The organism is Mycolicibacterium hippocampi, from assembly GCF_010723735.1.
Classification (GTDB): domain Bacteria; phylum Actinomycetota; class Actinomycetes; order Mycobacteriales; family Mycobacteriaceae; genus Mycobacterium; species Mycobacterium hippocampi.
The window spans coordinates 1-20633 of record NZ_BLLB01000003.1 but is presented as its reverse complement, the minus strand read 5'-3'; the positions used below and the strand labels follow the sequence as shown (position 1 = coordinate 20633).

Annotated in this window: 5 protein-coding genes, 1 tRNA gene and 14 pseudogenes; 11 read left to right on the top strand and 9 right to left on the bottom strand. The window is 69.9% G+C overall.

Translation table 11 applies throughout. The annotated features are described in order from the left end of the window. Positions 1-10: 10 nt before the first annotated feature. From G6N53_RS30755 to G6N53_RS30370, 6 genes and pseudogenes are all read left to right on the top strand, one after another. Positions 11-292, top strand: coding sequence for an ATPase, T2SS/T4P/T4SS family (locus tag G6N53_RS30755; protein ID WP_443093880.1), 282 nt, complete (start codon positions 11-13; stop codon positions 290-292). Continuing rightward, positions 289-741 carry an ATPase, T2SS/T4P/T4SS family gene (locus G6N53_RS30750; RefSeq protein WP_443093879.1) on the top strand — a complete coding sequence of 151 codons (453 nt, stop codon included), beginning with the start codon at positions 289-291 and terminating at the stop codon, positions 739-741. The genes G6N53_RS30755 and G6N53_RS30750 overlap by 4 nt, the downstream gene beginning before the upstream one ends. Next, a pseudogene (locus G6N53_RS29705) lies at positions 738-1514 on the top strand (type II secretion system F family protein). Before G6N53_RS30750 ends, G6N53_RS29705 begins: the two are co-directional and overlap by 4 nt. Further along, positions 1511-2075: pseudogene (locus G6N53_RS30685) on the top strand (type II secretion system F family protein). The pseudogenes G6N53_RS29705 and G6N53_RS30685 overlap by 4 nt, the downstream one beginning before the upstream one ends. A gap of 21 nt (positions 2076-2096) precedes the next feature. Continuing rightward, on the top strand, positions 2097-2297 hold the full coding sequence (locus G6N53_RS29695; RefSeq protein ID WP_163896456.1) for a DUF4244 domain-containing protein: 201 nt from the start codon (positions 2097-2099) through the stop codon (positions 2295-2297). 41 nt (positions 2298-2338) lie between these two features. Next, positions 2339-2651: pseudogene (locus G6N53_RS30370) on the top strand (TadE family type IV pilus minor pilin). Here G6N53_RS30370 and G6N53_RS29690 read toward each other — a convergent pair. Both G6N53_RS29690 and G6N53_RS29685 read right to left on the bottom strand, forming a co-directional pair. After that, positions 2575-2904 (bottom strand): hypothetical protein, encoded by a 330-nt coding sequence (locus G6N53_RS29690; protein ID WP_163896455.1) that lies wholly within the window; start codon positions 2902-2904, stop codon positions 2575-2577. The pseudogene G6N53_RS30370 and the gene G6N53_RS29690 sit on opposite strands and share 77 nt — an antisense overlap. Before the next feature lie 228 nt (positions 2905-3132). Beyond that, positions 3133-4589, bottom strand: a pseudogene (locus G6N53_RS29685) (DEAD/DEAH box helicase); the annotation flags it as partial. Between the two features lie 279 nt (positions 4590-4868). Here G6N53_RS29685 and G6N53_RS29680 point away from each other — a divergent pair. From G6N53_RS29680 to topA, 3 pseudogenes are all read left to right on the top strand, one after another. Then, positions 4869-5053, top strand: a pseudogene (locus G6N53_RS29680) (cold-shock protein). Between the two features lie 140 nt (positions 5054-5193). Next, positions 5194-5747: pseudogene (locus G6N53_RS29675) on the top strand (hypothetical protein); the annotation flags it as partial. Positions 5748-5890: 143 nt separating this feature from the next. Further along, a pseudogene (gene topA, locus G6N53_RS29670) lies at positions 5891-8698 on the top strand (type I DNA topoisomerase). Positions 8699-8712: 14 nt separating this feature from the next. On the opposite strand, the pseudogene G6N53_RS29665 reads toward topA, so the two are convergent. Then, a pseudogene (locus G6N53_RS29665) lies at positions 8713-10294 on the bottom strand (adenylate/guanylate cyclase domain-containing protein). Positions 10295-10383: 89 nt separating this feature from the next. On the opposite strand from G6N53_RS29665, the pseudogene G6N53_RS29660 reads away from it, so the two are divergent. After that, positions 10384-11622: pseudogene (locus tag G6N53_RS29660) on the top strand (DNA polymerase III subunit delta'). A 49-nt stretch (positions 11623-11671) separates the two neighbouring features. After that, a tRNA-Thr gene (locus G6N53_RS29655) sits at positions 11672-11747 on the top strand. A 14-nt stretch (positions 11748-11761) separates the two neighbouring features. On the opposite strand, the gene G6N53_RS29650 is transcribed toward G6N53_RS29655, so the two are convergent. The 6 genes and pseudogenes from G6N53_RS29650 to G6N53_RS30365 all read right to left on the bottom strand — a co-directional run. Beyond that, positions 11762-12133 carry a carboxymuconolactone decarboxylase family protein gene (locus G6N53_RS29650; RefSeq protein WP_205390617.1) on the bottom strand — a complete coding sequence of 124 codons (372 nt, stop codon included), beginning with the start codon at positions 12131-12133 and terminating at the stop codon, positions 11762-11764. Between the two features lie 18 nt (positions 12134-12151). Beyond that, positions 12152-13911, bottom strand: a pseudogene (locus G6N53_RS29645) (hypothetical protein). Further along, positions 13908-14884 (bottom strand): annotated as a pseudogene (gene galE / locus G6N53_RS29640) (UDP-glucose 4-epimerase GalE). Before galE ends, G6N53_RS29645 begins: the two co-directional pseudogenes overlap by 4 nt. A gap of 50 nt (positions 14885-14934) precedes the next feature. Then, a pseudogene (locus tag G6N53_RS29635) lies at positions 14935-16174 on the bottom strand (hypothetical protein). After that, a pseudogene (locus G6N53_RS29630) lies at positions 16171-17488 on the bottom strand (M1 family metallopeptidase). The pseudogenes G6N53_RS29635 and G6N53_RS29630 overlap by 4 nt, the downstream one beginning before the upstream one ends. 27 nt (positions 17489-17515) lie before the next feature. Further along, positions 17516-20633: pseudogene (locus G6N53_RS30365) on the bottom strand (Pls/PosA family non-ribosomal peptide synthetase); the annotation flags it as partial.

The following is a 20633-nucleotide window of genomic DNA, read 5'->3' as shown; positions in this document are numbered from 1 at the left end:
GTTGCACGCGGTGCTGCCACCGGTCGCCGCCGCGGGTACGTGCCTGTCGCTGCGGGCTGCGGCCCGCCAGTCAGGATCTCGATGCGCTCGCCGGGTGGGAGCCGTCGCCGCCGAGGCAGCCGAACTACTGCGGGGCATCATCGACGCCCGGCTGGCGTTCGTGGTCTCCGGGGGAACCGGCGCGGGCAAGACCACGCTGTTGGCTGCGATGCTGGGCGCCGTCGCCACCGACGAGCGAATCGTGTGCGTGGAAGACGCCCCGAGCTCGCGCCCCGGCACCCTCATCTGGTGAAGCTCGTCGCCCGCTGCGCCAACGTCGAGGGCGTCGGCGAGGTGACGGTCCGTGACCTGGTCAAACAGGCGCTGAGGATGCGTCCCGACCGCATCGTCGTCGGTGAGGTGCGCGGCGCCGAGGTCGTCGACCTGCTCGCAGCGCTGAACACCGGCCACGACGGCGGTGCCGGCACGGTGCACGCGAACAGCCCGGCCGAGGTACCCGCCCGCTTCGAGGCGCTTGCCGCACTCGGCGGTCTCGACCGAGCCGCGCTGCACAGCCAGCTCGCGGCGGCGATCCAGGTCGTTCTGCATGTGGCGCGCGATCAGGGACGCCGCCACCTCAGCGAGGATGTTGCAGCGCGCCGACGACGGCCGGGTGACGGTACTTCCTGCTGGAGCGCTGAGACCGGCTTCGGTTGCGGCGCGCAGGCACTGGACCATCTGATCCGCGCGGGCCGGATGTGACCGGCGCGGCCCTGGCCCTGGCGCTGGCCGTGATGATCGCCCCGGTCTCGTCGCGGCGGCGTGCCCGAGCGCTGACGCCGACGGTATCGAGCCGCCGGCGCCTTCCCGTGGTGCCGTGCGCGGTGGCCGGGTGGGCGGCGTTGCTGCTGCTGATCCCGTGGACTGCCGTCCTGGCGGCCGGTCTGCTGGGCGCCACCCTGCTCGCCCGCGCACGCGCCACCCGCCGCAGGCGGGCACGCACACAGGAAGAGTCCGCGCTGCAGGCCGCCCTCGACGTCCTGGTGGGGGAGTTGCGTGTCGGTGCGCATCCGGTCGCCGCGATGGGTGTCGCGGCCAGGGAGTCGCACGGCCGCGTCGCCCGGTCGTTGGGCTCGGTTGCCGCGCGGGCCGCGCTGGGAGCCGATGGCGCGGGCCTGAGGGCCGAGGCGTTCCGCTCGGCATCACCCGGCCACTGGGAACGGTTGGCGGTGTGCTGGAGCTCGCCCAGTCCCATGGGTTAGCGATCGCCAGCCTGATGCAGACCGCGCAGCGTGACATCACCGAACGCGCACGCTTCGTGGGGCGCGTGGAAGCCGGCATGGCCGGTGCCCGCGCCACCGCCGCGATCTCGCGGGCTGCCGGTCCTCGGCGTGCTGTTGGGGCAGTCCGGGGCCGAGCCGTTGCGGTTCCTGCTCTCCGGAGGGGCGGGCGGCTGGTTGCTGATCATCGGTAGTGGATTGGTGTGCTGTGGTCTGCTCTGGTCGGACCGAATAACCGCGAGCGTGAGCAGATGACCTGGGCTGCAGCCCTTCTCGCGACGGCGCTGTTGTTGTCCCCGGGCCCCGGCGCTCGGCTGCGGATCGGTCTGCAACACGACGGGATTCGTCGCAATGAGGCGTCCGGTGACGACGCTCGCAACCGCGTCCAGCCTGGATGTCCTTGCGGCGTGTTTGCTCCGGGATGGCGGTGTCGAGTGCGGCGGCGGGCGTCGCCGAGTCCGCTCCCGCGGCCCTCGCGGTGCTGCTGAGGCGGGCCGCCGATCTGCTGGCCCTGGGAGCAGACCCTGCCGTGGCGTGGGCGAATCCGTCAGGGCCGGTGGACAAACACGCCGAGGCGTTCCTGAGGATGGCGCGTAGGTCCGCGGCATCGGGTGTCGCGCTGGCACAGGGTACCGAGGACCTTGCTGCCGCATTGCGCGGTGACGCCGCTGACAGCGCCGGGCGAACGCCGAGCGCGCCTCGGTGATGATCGCGGCGCCGCTGGGGCTGTGCTATCTGCCGGCCTTCCTGTGTCTGGGCATTGTGCCCGTCATCGCCGGATTGGCCGGCGAAATCCTGCAATCAGGAGTGTTGTGACCAGAGATGAAGGAGACATCCATGACCAGAGAACGCTTTCGGGACCTGCGTGCCCGCCTGATCGTGCTGGCCGTCGACGACGACGGCATGTCCACCGTCGAGTACGCCATCGGTACGATCGCCGCGGCCGCGTTCGGGGCCATTCTCTATACCGTCGTCACCGGGGACTCGATCGTCGGTGCCCTGACCATCATCAGCCGGGCGTTGAACACCAGCGTCTAGGTGGCGAATCCGGAACCGCCACTGCCGAGGCCGCTTTCGCGATACTCGCGCTGGTGGCGATCCTGGTCGTCTGCCTGGCCGGCCTCACTGCGGTGTCCATGCAGGTGCGTTGCGTTGATGCTGCCCGGCACGGCTGGCCGCGCGCGGCGACGACGCAGCCGCTGACCGGGCAGCACGCCAGGTCGCGCCACCGGGAGCGGCGCTGCACCTGCGCCGCGACGGCTACTACGTGGTGGCGACTGTCACCGCGAGATCGACCTGCTACCCGGGGTTTCGATCAGCGCCGGTGCGGTCGCCAACCGAACCCATCGGCCGGTGAGCGTGGGTCGGCCTCGATCGTGGCCGCCGCGATGATCGCGGCACTGGTGGTGATCACCGCGGGCGGCGCCCACATCGGCGGGCCGTCATCGCCAGACACCGTGCGCAGGCGGCCGCGGACCTCGCCGCGTTGGCGGCGGCCTACTCCCACCGGGTGCAGCGGCCTGCGCGCAGGCCCGGCGTTGGCGGCCATGATGGGTACGACGGCGGTGGAGTGCTCGGTGCACGATCCGATGTCGTCGTGGTCGAGGCGCCGGTCAGGGCGAGGCGCCGGTCGGGGTCGCGGCATCGGGCCCGGCTCGGCAGTCGCCAGGGCGGGGCCGGCAGGCTAGGCCTTGGTGGTTTTCGCCTGCGGAGCGCGACTTCCGGGTACCGGCTGCCCGCTCATCGCTTTCGGGAATCCGGCTGCTGCCCGTTCGGCGTCTGTGGGCAGGCGCAGCCGCCAGGCCGGCGCGTAGACGCCCTTGTCGTGCTCCCGACCCGGTGCACCGCGACGACCACCGATCACCACAACACCTGGCCGGCGGCGCAGCAGGCCGTCGTCGATGGTCACGGCCACCGCCTCGCGTTCCACATCCGCACCTCCGACCCCGTCAGCGGCTGCTCGGTGGCAGCGCAGAGGAGCTGGAGCCCAAGGGGACATAGGGTTCTCCGGGCCGATCACGACGCGTTCGATGGCTTGTCGAGCAGGGCCGCGGGTGTGTCCTGGGTAGGTGTCGAGCGGTCGTCGCGGGCGATCATCACCACCAGTGCCCCTGCCGCGCCGTCCTGCCCTACCGGCCTGCTGCCAGAACGACGCGACAGTGCCGGGGAAACCGGCGAGCACCACTGCATCGAGGCCCGCGATGTCCACCCCCAGCTCCAGCGCGTTCGTCGTCGCCACACCGCGCAGTTCGCCGTCGGCCAGCGCGCCTCCAGCCCGCGCCGGTCCGCGAGGTATCCGCCCGGTAGGAGGCCACTTGATCGGCCATCCAGGCCGTCTCGGCGACGCGCCCGGCCCGAGCGCGGTGAGTTCGGCGCCCCGGCGAGCGCACGAACGTCAGCATGCGCGCGCCTCGGCGACCAGGTCCGCCATCACGCGTGCCGCCTCGGCACCGGCCGACCGACGCACCGGAGCGCCGTTCTCCCCCAACAGATCGTCCATCAGCGCCGGTTCCCACAGCGCGACCGTGCGCGCCCCCTGGGGCGACCCGTCGTCGGTCACCTCCACCACCGTCTGCCCGATCAACCCGAGGCGGTGATCGCGGGCTGCGCGGTCGTCGCACTGGCGAAGATCACCGTTGGCCCGGAAGAGTCAGTGCCTGTTGCCGAGTAGCGGGCGCACAGCCGCAACAGCCGACGCAGCACCATCGCCACGTTGGATCCGAAAACGCCCCGGTAGTAATGACATTCGTCCACCACGAGGTAGTCGAGATTTCAGGAACACGCCCAGCGGGCGGTTGCGCAGCATCGACAGGTGGATCATGTCGGGGTTGGAGAAGATCCACCGACCGTTCCCTGGCGAAGCGCCGCACCTCGGCGGACTGTCACCGTCATAGGGGTCGGGGCGACACGATGAGTCCGGGCACCGCGGAGGTGAGCGCGGCCACCGACCGCAACTGATCGTGCCCTAGCGCCTTGGTCGGCGACAGATACAGCGCCCGGGACCGCGGATTGTCGGTCAGCCGCGTCAGGATGGGCAGCTGGTAGGCCAGCGACTTGCCCGACGCGGTGCCCGTGCTCACGACATGGCGGCCGTCGCGCGCGAGTTCGGCCGCCGCCACCTGATGCGACCACGGGGTCACCACACCCGATCGCGGAAAGCCTGCACCAGGTCCGGATCCGCCCAGTGCCACGGTCGGGTCCGTGCCCGGCGCGGCGGCAGGTCGGCGACGTGGCGCAGCGGTGCTCGTCGGCCGCCGTGCCGTCGACCGCGCAAGCCAGCAGCTCGCGGCCGAAATCCGACCCCGATCCGTCACCTCGGCCCTCCCGGATGTCGCCGAAATCCCCCGCATGTGAATTGTTCACTACGTGATTCCTCCGTGACTGTCGCAGCAGCCCCGAACGTGATTGACTACTTGCGGTCGCAGCTTCTGTGTTCGTGGATTCGCACTCGCAGGATCGTCGTTGCGGCCGCGGTTCCTGCGAGGGTTGTGGTCGGGTCGAGTTCCGAGCACTCCACGAAGGTATGGCGGTCGGAAGGTCGGTACACCGGAAGTCGGTGGACCGCTCCCGGTAAGAAGAGAAGAAAGTACGAGAGATGCCACAGGAACTGTGAAGTGGTTCAACGCGGAGAAGGGCTTCGGCTTCATTGCTCCCGAAGACGGCTCTGCCGATGTGTTCGTCCACTACGGAGATCCAGGGTAGCGGCTTCCGCACCCTGGAAGAGAATCAGAAGGTCGAGTTCGAGGTCGGTCAGAGCCCCAAGGCCGCAGGCCACCGGCGTTCGGGCCGTCTGAGCGAAGCGGACCAACCAAAACCTCCATCACCCCCGCGTCCTCCGTCACGGAAGACGCGGGGTGCTTCTGTCAGTGAGCCTGCGACAGCGCCCCGGCCCGGCAACACCTCCGGACGCTCGGGCTGCCCTAGTGTCACTTCTGTGAGCCAGCTGTCCTTCTTCTCGGCGGAGTCGGTGCCACCGGCCATCGCCGACCTGACGGGATCCTGGCTGCGCCCGGGCAGGTGGTGCTGGTCGGAGGCGGCCCGCAGCGGGTGCCCGGTTGTCGGTGGTGGACGAGTTGTGGCGGGCGCAAGCGCTGGCCGAGATGATCGTCGAGGCCGGATTGAGGCGGAGATCGCCCGCACCGATGAGGACACCCCGCTGGTTCGGACGGCGGTGGACAACCGCTTGGTCGAGATCGCCGTGGACTGGACGAGGGGCGGTGAAGACGGTGCCACCGCAGTGGCTACCGGGGCCACGGAGCTGCGGGCGGACGCTGGCGGCGGGGACCCCGATTCGGATCGATATCTGCTCGGTTTGGACCCGCACGCGCCGGAAACGCATTCGCCGCTCGCGTCGGCGATGATGAGGGTGATTGCCGACGCTGATCGGCACCCGCGGGACGCATCCGGCATTGCGGATCAGCGGGCGCCGTCGGCTATCGCGCCTGGTAGAGAATGGAACCACCCGACAACGCCGAGGCGTTGTCGCAGGCCGCGGACGTAGCCGCCTTCGGGCACGCGGGGACAGGGGCCAGTTTGCGTCGGCAGGCCGAGGTGCGAAATTGTCACTTGCCGCGGCGGTCGCACATGTATGCGATGCTCGCGTGCAAACGGAGAAGTGGAGCTAGTCAAAGGTGGCTGACGAGGACCGCAGCAGCGGGCGCAATGGTGCTGTTCGACGACTTGTCATTGTCGAGTCGCCTACAAAGGCGCGCAAAATAGCCGGCTACCTGGGGTCCAACTACGTCGTCGAGTCGTCCCGCGGGCACATCCGCGACCTGCCCCGGGCCGCCGCCGACGTCCCTGCCAAGTACAAGTCCGAGCCGTGGGCGCGCCTCGGGGTCAACGTCGACGCCGACTTCGAGCCGCTCTACATCGTCAGCCCGGACAAGAAGAGCACCGTCGCCGAGCTGAAGGATCTGCTCAAGAACGTCGACGAGCTCTACCTCGCCACCGACGGTGACCGGGAGGGCGAGGCCATCGCCTGGCACCTCCTGGAAACGCTGAAACCGCGCATCCCGGTCAAGAGGATGGTGTTCCACGATCACCGAGCCGGCGATCCGCGCCGCGGCCGAGGATCCCGGACCTGGACAACGACCTGGTGGACGCGCAGGAGACCCGGCGCATCCTCGACCGGCTGTACGGCTACGAGGTCAGCCCGGTGCTGTGGAAGAAGGTGGCGCCGAAGCTGTCGGGCGGGTCCAGTCCGTCGCGACCCGCATCATCGTGCAGCGCGAACGCGAACGGATGGCGTTCCGCAGCGCCGGCTACTGGGACGTCACCGCCGAACTGGACGCCAGCGTTTCCGATGCCGCCGCATCTCCTCCCAGGTTCACCGCCAAGCTCAACACAGTCGACGGCCGGCGGGTGGCCAGTGGCCGCGACTTCGACTCCCTCGGGGCGGTCAAGAAGCCCGACGAGGTGCTCGTTCTCGACGAGGCGGGTGCCGGCGCGCTGGCCCAGGGGCTGCGCGGCGCGCAGCTGGCCGTGTCGTCGGTCGAACAGAAGCCCTACACCCGGCGGCCCTACGCGCCGTTCATGACCTCGACGCTGCAGCAGGAGGCCGGCCGCAAGCTGCGCTTCTCCTCGGAACGCACCATGAGCATCGCGCAGCGGCTCTACGAAAACGGCTACATCACCTACATGCGTACCGACTCGACGACGCTGTCGCAGTCGGCCATTGATGCCGCCCGCAACCAGGCCAGGCAGCTCTACGGCGAGGAGTACGTGCACCCGTCGCCGCGGCAGTACACCCGCAAGGTCAAGAACGCCCAGGAGGCCCACGAGGCCATCCGCCCTGCCGGCGATGTGTTCCAGACGCCGGGCCAGTTGCACGCTTCGCTCGACACCGACGAGTTCCGGCTCTACGAGCTCATCTGGCAGCGCACCGTCGCCTCGCAGATGGCCGACGCCCGCGGCACCACGCTGTCGCTGCGCATCGCCGGCGCCGCCAGCTCGGGCGAGCAGGTCGTGTTCAATGCCAGCGGCCGCACCATCACGTTCGCGGGCTTCCTGAAGGCCTATGTGGAGAGCCTCGACGATCAGGCCGGCGGTGAGGCCGACGATGCCGAGAGCAGGCTGCCCAACCTCACCCAGGGCCAGCGGGTCGACGCCAAGGACCTGACCGCCGACGGGCACACCACCAGTCCGCCGGCCCGCTACACCGAGGCCTCGCTGATCAAGACGCTGGAAGACTTCGGCATCGGTCGCCCGTCGACCTACTCGTCGATCATCAAAACCATCCAGGACCGCGGCTACGTGCACAAGAAGGGCAGTGCGCTGGTCCCGTCGTGGGTGGCGTTCGCGGTCATCGGACTGCTCGAGCAGCACTTCGCTCGCCTGGTGGACTACGACTTCACCGCCGCGATGGAAGATGAGCTCGACGAGATCGCATCCGGAAACGAGCGAAGGTCCAACTGGCTCAACAACTTCTACTTCGGTGGTGACCACGGCGTCGAGGGCTCGATCGCCCGCGCGGGTGGTCTCAAGAAGCTCGTCGGTGGCAATCTCGAAGAGATCGACGCCCGGCTGGTCAACTCCATCAAGCTCTTCGACGACGCCGAGGGACGCGCGGTCAACGTCCGAGTCGGGCGCAACGGGCCGTATCTCGAGCGGATGATCGCCGATCCGGACAACCCCGGCGAGCTCAAGCCGCAGCGGGCCAACCTCAGGACGAGCTGACGCCCGACGAGCTGACCCTGGAGCTGGCCGAAAGGCTTTCGCCACACCGCAAGAGGGCCGATCGCTGGGCGTCGATCCGGAGACCGGTCACGAGATCGTCGCCAAGGACGGGCGCTACGGCCCGTACGTCACCGAGGTATTGCCCGAACCGCCGGAGGACGACGACGGCTCCGCCGGAACCCCGGCGAAGAACAAGAAGCCGACCGGACCGAAGCCGCGTACCGGCTCGCTGCTGCGCACGATGGATCTGGAAACAGTGACCCTCGAGGACGCGCTGAAACTGCTGTCGTTGCCGCGGGTGGTCGGTGTCGACCCGGCCACCAACGAGGAGATCACCGCGCAGAACGGCCGATATGGGCCATACCTCAAGCGCGGCACCGACTCTCGTTCGCTGGCGACCGAAGAGCAGATGTTCACCACCCTCGACGAGGCGCTCAAGATCTATTCCGAGCCCAAGCGGCGCGGCAGGCAGGGCGTGGCCGCTCCGCCGCTGCGTGAGCTGGGCAACGACTCGGCCAGCGGCAACCCGATGGTGATCAAGGACGGCCGGTTCGGCCCGTATGTGACCGACGGGGAGACCAACGCGAGCCTGCGCAAGGGTGACGACGTGCTGTCGATCACCGACGAACGGGCCTCGGAGCTGCTCGCCGACCGCCGCCCGCGGCCCGGTGAAGAAGGCCGCGAAGAAGACCCCGGCCAAGAAGGCGGCCAAGAAAGCGCCCGCCAAAAAAGCGGCCAAAAAAGCCGCGAAGAAGAGCTAGCCGGACTCGTAGTACTAGCGGGAGGCGCTGGCGCCGTCGACCGACACCAGGTGTGCCGGCCGGGCGAGTTGGGTCGGCGCGGTGCGGCCGCGCAACTCGACGATCTCGCCGACGTCCCAGCACAGCGCCTCGGAGTCCAGAGCGTCGCTGACCGCGATCGCCGATGCCAGCACGTGGCCCTTCTCGTGTTTCGCCAGCTCGGTCAGCCTCGCGGCTTCGTTGACCGGGTCGCCGATGACGGTGTACTCGAACCGGGCCTGGGCGCCGATGTGGCCGGCGATCGCCCGCCCCGCCGACACCCCGATGCCGAAGTCCGTTTCGCCGAGGACGTCGATGAGCTCGTCGTGCAGCTCGCGGGAGGCGGCCAGCGCCGCGCCTGAGGCGTCGGGATGCTCGATCGGGGCGCCGAAGATGGCCAGCGCCGCGTCGCCCTGGAACTTGTTGACGAAACCACCGTGGCGGTTGACGGTGTCGACGACCACCCGGAAGAAGTCGTTGAGCAGGCTGACGACGTCGGCGGCCGGGCGGGTGGCCGCCAGCTGGGTGGACCCGACCAGGTCGACGAAGAGCACGGCCACGTCGCGTTCCTGGCCGCCGAGTTCGGTGCCCCGTTCCAGCGCGCGGCGCGCGACGTCCTCGCCGACGTACCGGCCGAACAGATCCCGCAGCCGTTGCCGTTCGGCCAGGTCACGCACCATGTCATTGAACCCGGCCTGCAGCAGCCCGAGCTCGCTGGCGTCGTAGATCTGCATGTGGGCGTTGTAGTTGCCGCGTTGTACCTCACCCAGCGCCCAGCGCAGCTGACGCAGCGGGTCGGCGATCGACATCGCCACCAGCACGGTGCTCGACAGCCCGATCACCAGCGCCGCGATCGCCAGCAGAAGGATCGTCGTGGTCAGGCGTTCGGCGGGGCGGTGAGGATGGCGAACTTGCTGGCCACCAGCGCGAGGACGATCGCCAGCACGGGCACCCCGGTGGACAGCACCCAGGTCAGCACCTGGCGCAGGATGACGCCCGGGGCGTGGAAACTCTCTGGAACCCCACCGCGCAGCGCTGCGACCGCCACCGGCCGCAGGACACGTTCGGACTGCAGGTACCCGATGATCGCGGTCGCCGTGGCGCCCAGGCCGGTGGCGACGGCCACCACAGGCGCGGATTTGCTGGCCACCGGCCAGCTGGCGACGATGAACACCACCGAGCCCAGCAGCCAGTTGGTGGCGCTGATCAGCGAGCGGTAGAACGGCATCTTCAGCGCCCGGATCCGGGCCACCGCGGTGTCAGCCGGGTCGCGGTCACCGAGCAGCATGTCGCGCCGCTGCCAGCGCATCACGGGATGAGCATCCGCAGCGTCAGGTACGACGCGACGGTGAACGAGACGAACAGGTAGCCGAGGAAGATCGCCAGGTTGTAGGCGGGCAGATCCTGCAGTTGGATGCGGTCCTCGGGCGGCAGACCGAACCGCAGGAACCCGAGGACCAGCAGGGCGCCGATGATGTCGGCCTGCAGCATGCCCAGCGTGAACACCGGCCACGGGGTACGCGCGACCCAACGGACGAATGCGCTGATTCGTCCGATCTCGATCGGTTCGGCGGCCACCCGCTTACCGTATCGGGCGCAGCTGACCGTGACGGGGCGTCTGGGACGGACGTGTCGGTTCGCAGCATTACTGTTATCGGCGATGACAGGTGTTTTTTTCGCGTCTTGTGGGCCAAGACGCAGTGGAGTCGGAGCTGATCGCGGCGGCGCGCGCCGCACGCGGTGATTCGGCTCACAGTGCCCCCCGATGACGCCCCCGCTGATGCCCCCGGTGACGAGACGGACGCCGCAGCCGGCTCGATGACCCACGCGTGGCTGATCACCGGTCCACCCGGCTCGGGCCGCTCGGTGGCGGCGCTGTGTTTCGCCGCCGCGCTGCAGTGCACCTCCGGTGGCAGGCCTGTGCGGGAGTGCGGGCGTGCACGACCACGATGGCGGGCACCCACGCCGACGTGCGCCGGATCATCCCGGAAGGGCTGTCCATCGGTGTCGACGCGATGCGCAACATCGTGCAGATCGCCTCGCGGCGCCCGGGCACCGGCCGCTGGCAGATCGTGGTGGTCGAAGACGCCGACCGGCTCACCGAGGGCGCGGCCAACGCACTGCTGAAGGTCGTGGAGGAGCCGCCGCCGTCGACGGTGTTCCTGTTGTGCGCGCCGTCGGTGGACCCCGAGGACATCGCGATCACGCTGCGGTCGCGGTGCCGGCACATCGCCTTGGTCACCCCGCCGGTGGATGCGATCGCCCGGGTGCTGGTGGAGTCCGACGGGCTACCGGAGGCAGACGCCGCGTGGGCCGCATCGGTCAGCGGCGGCCATGTCGGGCGGGCCCGCCGGCTGGCCACCGACGGGCAGGCCCGGGAGCGCCGGCTGCGGGCGCTGAGCCTGGCCCGGGACGCGGCCACCCCGTCACGGGCGTACGCGGCCGCCGAGGAGCTGGTGGCCACCGCGGAGGCCGAGGCCAAGGCGCTGACCGGGGACCGCAACGAGTCCGAGGCGGAAGAGCTGCGCACGGCGCTGGGCGCCGGAGGCACCGGAAAGGGCACGGCCGGGACCATGCGCGGCGCCACCGGCGCGATCAAGGACCTCGAGCGGCGCCAGAAGTCACGTCAGACCGCGCATCGCGCGATGCGCTCGACCGGGCGCTGATCGACCTCGCCACGTACTTCCGCGACGCCCTGCTGGTGTCGTCGGGGTGGCGACGGTGGCGCCTACCATCCCGACATGGCCGAGAAGGTCGCCGCGATGGCCGCCCACGCGCCCCCGGACAAGCTGCTGCGCTGCATCGAGGCGGTGCTGGAATGCCGCGAGGCGCTGGCGGTGAACGTCAAACCGAAGTTCGCGGTCGACGCCATGGTCGGCACCGTCGGGCAGGCGCTGCGCGGCTGACTTGGGAGGCCGGCGGACCCTGCCGTAGACTCAGGCCGCCCGACGGCACGCCGCCTTAGCTCAGTCGGTAGAGCGTCTCACTCGTAATGAGAAGGTCGGGGGTTCGATTCCCCCAGGCGGCTCCACAGGCGCAGGGAGCTCATTCCCCCTGCAGCACTTCCCGGGCCACCTTGCACGCGGAGTTGGCTGCCGGGAACCCGGCGTAACCGCTGGAGTGGTAGATCACTTCGGCGATCTCGTCTTCGGTCAGCCCGTTGTTGCGGGCGATCTGGACGTGGAACTGCAGTTCATCGGTGGCGCGCAACGCGATCAGGATCCCCAGTGTCACCAGGCTGCGGTCGCGGCGGCTCAGGCCGTCACGGCCCCACAGCCGGCCGAACACGCTCTCGACGCCGATCTCGAGCAACTCGTCGCCGAACCCGCCGTCTCCGATGCTGTCGGCACCGTCGGGCAGGACGCCCGGCAACAACTCACGGAAAACGTGGTAACCCGTCGCACGCATATCGGTCATCGGGACAGCGTCGCATCGCTATCGGGGTGTCACAAAGCCGACCGGCCCCGAGGCCACACACACCGACAGCGCCGCGGTGACCGCCCGCACGGTGATGGCATCACCGGCGCCGGGCAGTCGCACGTACACCCGGTTGAGGCCGGGGCGGACCGGCACCTTGACCTCGTCGCCCTGCGACAGCGACAGCATCATCGATCCGTTGCTGTTGGCCAGATAGTTGATCTCGACGGTCCAGTCGGCCGGCAGCAGCGGCCCGTCCAGCGGCAGCTGCGCCGGGAAGTCGGGTTGCACCAGATACCCGCACTGCGGCGCCGGGCCGGGTCGAATGGAGCGCACCCAACTCACGTTCGCCTCGACGAGGCGGCCTTCGGCATCGAGCATGCGTAACTCGGTTGTGGCAGGCGAGAATTCGGCCGGTCGTCGAGGAGTGAACATGTGGCTGGCCAAGTTCTCCGGCCACGCCACCCGTTGCAGCACCAGCGGGTCGACCTCCTGGTCGAGCATCGGCGCGTCCGAGGACGCGTGCGCCTGCGCCAGCGCGGTCCGGGCGTTCTGCAGATAAGACTGTGCGGGGTTGTTGCGCCAACTGGTCAGAAACGTCGCCGTCGAGTACAGCGAGCTGGCCGCGAAGGCCACCGCGAGCACGACCGCCGCGGCTGATCTGACAGCCGAGGCATCAAGCCATCCCGAGCGGGGCCGGTTGGGTGCGCACAGCCCGACGGCGGCCAGCAGCGCAAGCACGACGACGAGGTCGGGCAGGTAACGCAACGTCTGGGCCAACTCCAGCGCGGTGAAACGCGACGACCTCATCAGATAGATCGGCACCTGGCAGGCCACGCGTACCCGAGGGCCGCCAGCCACACCGGTCCGAGCCGCTGCTTCCGGACCATCGTCACCGCGACCACACCGGCCAGCACCGCCCAGCCCAGGATCATCACCGTCGTCGCCGGGTGGCCCACGGCGACGCCGGCCCACCGCTGCCAGTCCCACGGCCCACCGACCAGACCCGGCACGATGCCGTGGGTGACCGAGCGCCACAACAGATCCCACGTCATCGCCAGATCGAAACTCCAGCGTTGCTGGTCGACCACCAGCAGATAGACCCCGACCCAGGCGGCCGTCAGCGCCAGACACACCGTCCACAGCCGCACCCCCCGGTGCCAGACCTCCCGCACGGTGCCGGTGCCGGTGACGTAGCAGTAGAGCGCGGCCACGGTGAACGCGACGAACGGGATGATCGCCGACTTCTCGAAGAACAGCAGCCCGCCGAAGTACGCCAGCGCGCCGGTGAGCGCATAGCGCCGGCCACCGGTGCGCACCAGCAGGATCGCGTCCGCGCACACCCAGGCCAGCGCGGCCAGCATCGGCAGCGAGTTCAACGCCGCCGCCCACCACGCGAAGCCGGGCACGGCCAGCGGCGTGAACAACGCGAACATCAAGGGCGCCAACAACACCGGGCGCCAGCCCAGGATCACGTGCAATGCCCGCAGCAGCGCCAACGACGCGAGCGCCGCCAGGATCAGCAGGCTGATCGCGGGACCCACCCAGTCCAGGGGGGACAGCCGGGTGATGGCACCGGCGACCAGGAAGGCCCCCGGCATGACGTGGCCGTCGTGGTCGTCGAAGAGATACTCCGGAGACAGCAGGCTCTGGGTGCCTGCGCGTCCGACCAGGATCAGGTCGTCCCAGTAGAAGTACCCGCCGAACGCCAGCACGGCCCGAACGACCAGGTGCAGTGCGATCAGCGCGAGCGCGGAGCGGGCGACCCAGGACCTCACGAGCGCGGGTAGGCGTCTCCGGCGCTCTGGCGGGCCTTCCACGCCGAGGCGACCATCTGCTCGAGCGAATGCCGCATCTGCCAACCGAGGTCCCGCGCGGCGAGATCACCGGCCGCCACGATCCGGGCCGGGTCACCCGGCCGACGGGGCAGGATCTGCGGTTCGAAGTCGACGCCGGTGACGGTCCGCACCGCGGTCATGATCTCCCTCACCGACGTGCCCGCGCCGCTGCCCAGGTTGTACACCGGCTCGACCGTCAGCCCGTCGTCGAGTCGTCGGGCCGCCGCCATGAGCCGCGGCCAGGTCGCAGACGTGGATGTAGTCGCGCACGCAGGTGCCGTCGGGGTCGGATAGTCGTCGCCGTTGATGCTCGGTGTCGCCCCGCGGTAGAGCATGTCGAACACTTTCGGGAACAGGTTGTGCGGGCTGGCGTCGAACAGCTGCTGCGAACCCGATCCGACGACGTTGAAGTACCGCAGGCTGGTGTGCCGCAGCCCGGTGGCGAGGCCGGCGTCGCGCAGCAGCCACTCACCGATCAGCTTTGTTTCCCCGTAGGGCGATTCGGGGGTTGTCGGGGTGGTCTCGTCGACGATCTCGACATCGGGCGTGCCGAAGGTCGCGGCGCTCGACGAGAACACGATCCGGTCCACCCCTGCGGCTTCCATCGCCTGCAGCAGGTTGACCGTGGTCGTCACGTTCTGCTCGTAGGTGTGTAGTGGACGCTTGACCGACTCGCCCGCGTACTTGTAGCCCGCGATGTGGATGACACCGCGGACCGCGAAGCGCTGCAGGGTGTCCTGGATCAGGTCCCGGTCGAGCAGGGTGCCGCGGACGAAGGTGGCCGACTCCGGGACGAACTGCTCGAATCCGGTGGACAGGTCGTCGATCACCACCACCGGGAGGACTGCCTCGAGCAGGGCGCGGACCACGGGGAACCGATGTACCCAGCGCCGCCGGTCACCAGCCAGCCCATGTCGTCTCCTCTGCTCTCGGTCGCCGTCCTGCGGGCAGCGTATTCGTCGGCTACCCGGCGGTGTGCAGGCGGGCGAGTGCGGCCAGGTGCACCGCCATCCCCAGCAGCGGCCCGCACAGCAGCGCGATGACGGTGCGCAGTTCGAGTTCCAACGGCAGCAGCAACAGCAGCGTGGAGGCCACCGTGGCACTCAGCCAGCCGACCGCGTATGCCCGGTGCAGCGCGGCGGCCACCGTCGCCGCGCCGGTCAGTGTCAACAGTGCGATCGCTACGGCCGCGGCCGTGAACCAGGCCAGCAGCGCACCGTCGGCGAGGTACTCGTCACCGAAGCCCTCCCGCAGCAGCCACGGCCCGAACGCCGCCGCGAGGGCGATCCCCGCCGCGCCCACCGCACCGACCAGCGCCGCGGGCGCCACCAGCGCTTTGAGCCGGTGGGTGCGCTGGTCGACGAAGTGCGCGATCAGGTTGCCCTGCATCGCGGTCAGCGGCACCAGCAGCGGGCCCGCGTCAACGTCACCGCGAGGATCACCACGCCGCCCGTGGCACCGAGATCGCCCGAGGTGGCCTTCAACAGCACCGGAAAACCCATCACCAGGACCGCGCTGGCACCGGCCGCGGCGATCGAGTGCCCGGTGCCGCGCAGGAAAGTGGCGGTGTCGACCGCAGTGAGCAGCGGGCGGCCGCCCTGGTCGTCGGCGAGGTGACAAGCAGCAACAGCCACGCGATCGCGCCGGCGACCGTCGCCCACAGATAGCCGCCGAGCCCCAGCCCACCGCGAAGGTGGCCACCGCCACCGCGACCCGCAGCACGGCGTCGGTGACCATCAGCGCGCCGTACTGCGACCACCGGTTCACCCCGGCGAGCGCGCCGAGCAGCGTGGTGTGCAGACAGAACCCGGCCAGCCCGCCGCACAGCAGCGCGACGCTGAGCGCCCTGTCCTCGACGAGACGTGCTGTGACCACAGCGGCGAGGTCGCGGCGATCAACAGCGCGGCGGTCACCCCGACACCCGCCCCGACCCGCAACGGGTGGGTGCGCGCGGCCGGTGGATCGGCGGCGGCGGACCGGATCTCCGGGTGGTCTCCTGAAGCAGGCCGAAGGCCGCCCCGCTGACCAGACCGAACGCCCCCCAGAACACCCCGAAGACGGAGAAGCCTGCGGGCTCGAGATCCCGCGCGGCCAGGTAGAGCACCGCGTACCCGCACAGCGCGGTCAGCGCTGTCGCCGCGCCGACGCGGACCACGCTGCTGCGGGTCACCGCGCCTGAGGGCGCCGCCGCCGCGTCTGTCACACCCACACGTCCAGCGATGGCACCTTCGGTGAGTAGAGCCACGCGGCCCACAGCTCCCGCAGCGAATCCTCGCTGTGGTGGGCCGCCAGGTCGGTGAAATCGTCGGTCACCGCGCTGCTGTGCCGGTAGCGGTCCGTCAATCCTTGAGCAGCGCAAAGAAGTTGGTGTCGCCGATCTGGCTGCGCAGGGCGTGCAGCGTGAGCGCTCCGCGCTTGTACACCCGGTCGTCGAACATGTCGCGCGGGCCGGGGTCGGCGAGGACCAGGTCCTGCGCCGAGTTGAGCAGTTTCTGGTGGTAGTGGCGGGCGTGCTCGTCTGCGGTGCGCTCCGCAGTGCTCGGACCACAGCCACTCCGCGTAGCAGGCGAAACCTTCGTGCAGCCAGATGTGGCGCCAGCGCTGGACGGTGACGGAGTTGCCGAACCACTGGTGCGCCAGCTCGTGTGCGATCAGCCGTTCCGAATTCCGCTGCCCGTCACAGTGGTTGGCGCCGAAGATGGAGATTCCCTGCGCCTCGAGGGGGATCTCGAGGTCGTCGTCGGTCACCACCACGGTGTATCCGCCGGCCAGAGGATAGGGACCGAACAGCTTCACGAACAGCTTCATCATCTGCGACTGACGGCCGAAGTCGGTTTCGAAGTTCGTGCGTAGCCGGTCGGGCAGGACCGAAGATCTCGACGCCGTTCTTCGACATCCGCTGCCTGCTGTAGACGCCGATCTGCAGCGTGACCAGATAGGTCGAGGGTGGGCCTGCCTCGTAGACCCAGGTGGTCATGCCGGCACGGGCGCGCCGGGACAGCAGCTTGCCGTTGAGCGCGAAATACGGGCTCTCCGTGCTGATCTGGACCCGGAAGCTGGCCTTGGCGCTGGGGTGGTCGTCACACGGGAACCATGACGCGGCACCGTTGGGCTGGCCCGCGACCAGCACGCCTTCGGTCAGTTCCTCGAAACCGACTTCGCCCCAATGGGACCGGATCGGACGCGGGGTGCCGCCGTAACGCACCGCGACCACCATCGCCGCGCCGGCGGGTAGCCGCTCCGCCAGGGTGACGTGCAATTTGCCTGCCTGGGTGCGGAACTGCGAGGGCCGCCTGCCGTTCACCGTCACCTTGGACACCGCGAGCGCATCCGACAGGTCCAGGGTGAACGTGGCGAGTTCGGCCAGTGTGACGGCGGTGATGGTGGCCGCCCCCGCGAGCCGGTTGATCGCCACCTTGTATTCGAGTTCGAGTTCGTAGCGCGACACCCGGTAGCCGAAGTTGCCGGAGCCGGGAAGGTACGGGTCGATGACCGGTGACCCGTTCTTCTTGGCCACCCGTTTGCGTCGCTCACGCGGCCGCCGGCTTCGCTTGGGACTCGACGAGTCACGCTTCTTGCGTGGCGGGTTCCACGAGGCGATCGGGTTGCCCTGCCATCGAGTCGACGGTGGAACCACGTCGCCGCGCATCACCAGCGATGCCGGTCCGACCGTGGCTCCTGACCCGATGCGCGCCGCGGGCAACGCCACGCAGTGGTCCCAGCGTCGCGCCCTGCTCGAGCACGACGGTGTCCATCCGCATGATGCGATCGTGGAACAGATGGGTCTGCACCACGCACCCACGGTTGACAGTGCAGCCGTCCTCGAGCGTCACCAGGTCGGCCTGGAGCCAGTAGCTCACACCACACCCCCCGTCCGATCTTCGCGCCCAGCGCCCGCAGCCACAGATTCATCACCGGTGTACCCGCTGCCCCACGGGCGAACCACGGCGCCGCCACGGTCTCGACGAATGTGTCCGACACCTCGTTGCGCCACACGAACGACGACCACAGCGGATGTTCGATGGCGGTGATCCGGCCCACCACAATCCATTTGGCAGCCACCGCGATGCCGCCGGCCACCGCCCCGGCGGCCAGCAGGATAACCCCGGTGGCCAGCGCGGCCCAGATCCAGCCGGCGGTCAGCACCACGGCTTGGACGGACAGCAGAACGGCCACCCCGATGGCGAACGTGACCACGACGGGGACGAGCCGGAACGTCTCGACGGTGGCGCGCAGCCTTCAGCCGCGCGGACGGATGAAAGGTCCGCAGCACGTCGGCGGCCGTGGGCCGGCGCCGCAGCCGCACCGGCGGGCTGCCCAGCCAGGACGAGCCCGCCTTGCTTTGTGCGGTGCTGCCGAGAGCACCGCGACCAGCCTGTCGTCGGGGACCCGGCGACCGGGCTGGGTGATGCCTGAGTTCCCCAGGAAGGCGCGCTTGCCGATGGTGGCCCGGGCGACGTGGATCCAACCGCCGCCCAGTTCGTAGGACGCGACCATGGTGTCGTCGGCGAGGCACCGTCTTCGATGACGGTGAACTTGGGGATCAGCAGCGCCGTGGAGATCTCGGTACCGCGGCCGACCTCGGCCCCGAGAAGTCGGAGCCACCAGGGTGTGAGCAGGCTGGCGTAGATCGGGAAGAGGTGGTTGCGGGCGGCATCCATCAGCCGTTCGGTGGCCCACAGCTGCCAGCCCGAGCGGCTGCGCACCGGGTGGTAGCCCTCGTGCAGTCCGACAGCGAGCAACCGCACCCCCAGCACCGTCAGGGCCGCGTAGGTCAGCAGGGCGGCCAGCGTCGCCGGCACGATCCACACCAGCGCCGGCAGCACCGCCGCGCTCACCGACTCGGTCCCGCGCACCCCCCAGCCGAGCACGGCGATCCCCGCGGCCAGTGCGGCCAGCGGCAGCGCGCCCAGCAGCACCGACGTGGCGCCGTACATCGCGACCCACAACGGGGCGCTGGGTGGGCGATGATCCGCCACGGATGCTTGGCCTTACCGGACTTGACCGCCGGGGAACCCTTCCAGTACTGCCTGTTCTTCACCTTCCCGACGACGCCGGAACCGGGTGCCACGTCGGCGTTCTTGCCGACGACCGCGCCCGGGAGCAACGTGGTCCTGGCACCCACCGACGCGTCGTTGCCGACGGCGACGGGGCCGACATGGAACAGATCGCCGTCGATCCAGTGGCCACTCAGGTCGACCTCGGGTTCGATGGAACACCGGTGACCCAGGGTCAGCATCCCGGTGACCGGCGGCGCCGGTGCAGGTCCACCCGTTGCCGACCGAGTTGCCCAGCGCGGGCGTAGTAGACCAGCCAGGGCGCCCCGGCCATGTTCTCCGCGCCACTGGCCTCGGCCAGCCGCTCGGCCAGCCACACCCGCAGGTGCACCGACCCGCCGCGACGGTAGGTGCCCGGCGCGAGGTCACCGATCAGGACACGCGCCCCGAACACCGCGATGCCCATCCGGCCCAGCGGGGTGATGAACAGCATGAAACCCGCCAGGATCCACCACCAGTCGACGGGCCTGGCCCACGGCACCAGCGACAGCGCGGCAGCGATGTTGTTCGCCAGCGCCAGCCAGACCACCCACTGCATGCCGGCCAGCGTCGCCAGCGGCACACTCGCGGCTATCTGCACGGCCTGGGTCAGCCGCGAGACCGGCTTCACGTCGCGGGTCACCACGGCGGGCGGCGGATCGAGCTCGTCCAGGTAGCCCGCCAGCGACCCCAGTCGGGGATGGTCATAGAGCTCGGCGACCGTCACCTGCGGGTAGCGCTGCCGCAGCGCGGCGGTCAGCTGTGCCGCCGACAGCGACCCGCCGCCGAGGGCGAAGAAGTCCGCTTCCGGCCCGTCCACCGGCGCAGCCAGCACGTCACGCCACAATGCGGCCAGCCAGCCGAGGGTGCCGCCCAGCTCGGGAGCGGCGTCGTCACCTGCCGAGCCGACCGGCCACGGAAGGGCGTCGCGGTCGACCTTCCCGACGTACGGGTGGGCAGTTCGGCGACGACGACCAGCCGGGCACCAACGCGGCGGGTAGCGACCCGGACAGCCGGGCGCGGGCCTCGACGACGTCGAAGGCCTGTTCGGCGACAGGCGCGACGACGAGGTAGCCGACCAGCAGGTGCCGCTGGCGGTCTTGCGCACCGCCGCGGCAGCACCGCTGACACGGGCAGGTTCACCAGCGCGGTTTCCACCTCGCCGAGCTCGATACGCCGGCCGCCGACCCTGACCTGGTCGTCGGCGCGTCCCACGAAGTACAGCCCGTCGGATTCCAGCCGGACCAGGTCACCGCTGCGGTAGGCACGGCTCCAGGCGAGCTCGGCATGGCTGCGTACTTCTCGGCGTCCTTGTCCGGTCGAGGTAGCGCGCCAGCCCGACACCACCGATGACGAGCTCACCGACCTCGCCGAGTTCCACCGGCGAGCCGTCCTGCCGACCACCGCCAGATCCCACCCGGGTAGCGGCAGCCCGATACTCACCGGGCTTTTCCGTCCAACCGCGCCGCGCACGCCACGACCGTCGCCTCGGTGGGCCCGTAGGTGTTCCATACCTCGCGACCGTCCACCGCGAGCCGCCCGGCCAGCTCCGGTGGGCAGGCCTCACCGCCGAAGATCAGCAGCCGCACGGCTCCAGCGCCTCTGCGGGCCACAGCGAGGCCAGCG

Coding starts and splice junctions, on each gene's coding strand:
- G6N53_RS29695 (WP_163896456.1), top strand. CDS start 2,097: ATGACCAGAGAACGCTTTCGGGACCTGCGTGCCCGCCTGATCGTGCTG.
- G6N53_RS29690 (WP_163896455.1), bottom strand. CDS start 2,904: ATGCCGCGACCCCGACCGGCGCCTCGCCCTGACCGGCGCCTCGACCAC.
- G6N53_RS29650 (WP_205390617.1), bottom strand. CDS start 12,133: ATGACCGATATGCGTGCGACGGGTTACCACGTTTTCCGTGAGTTGTTG.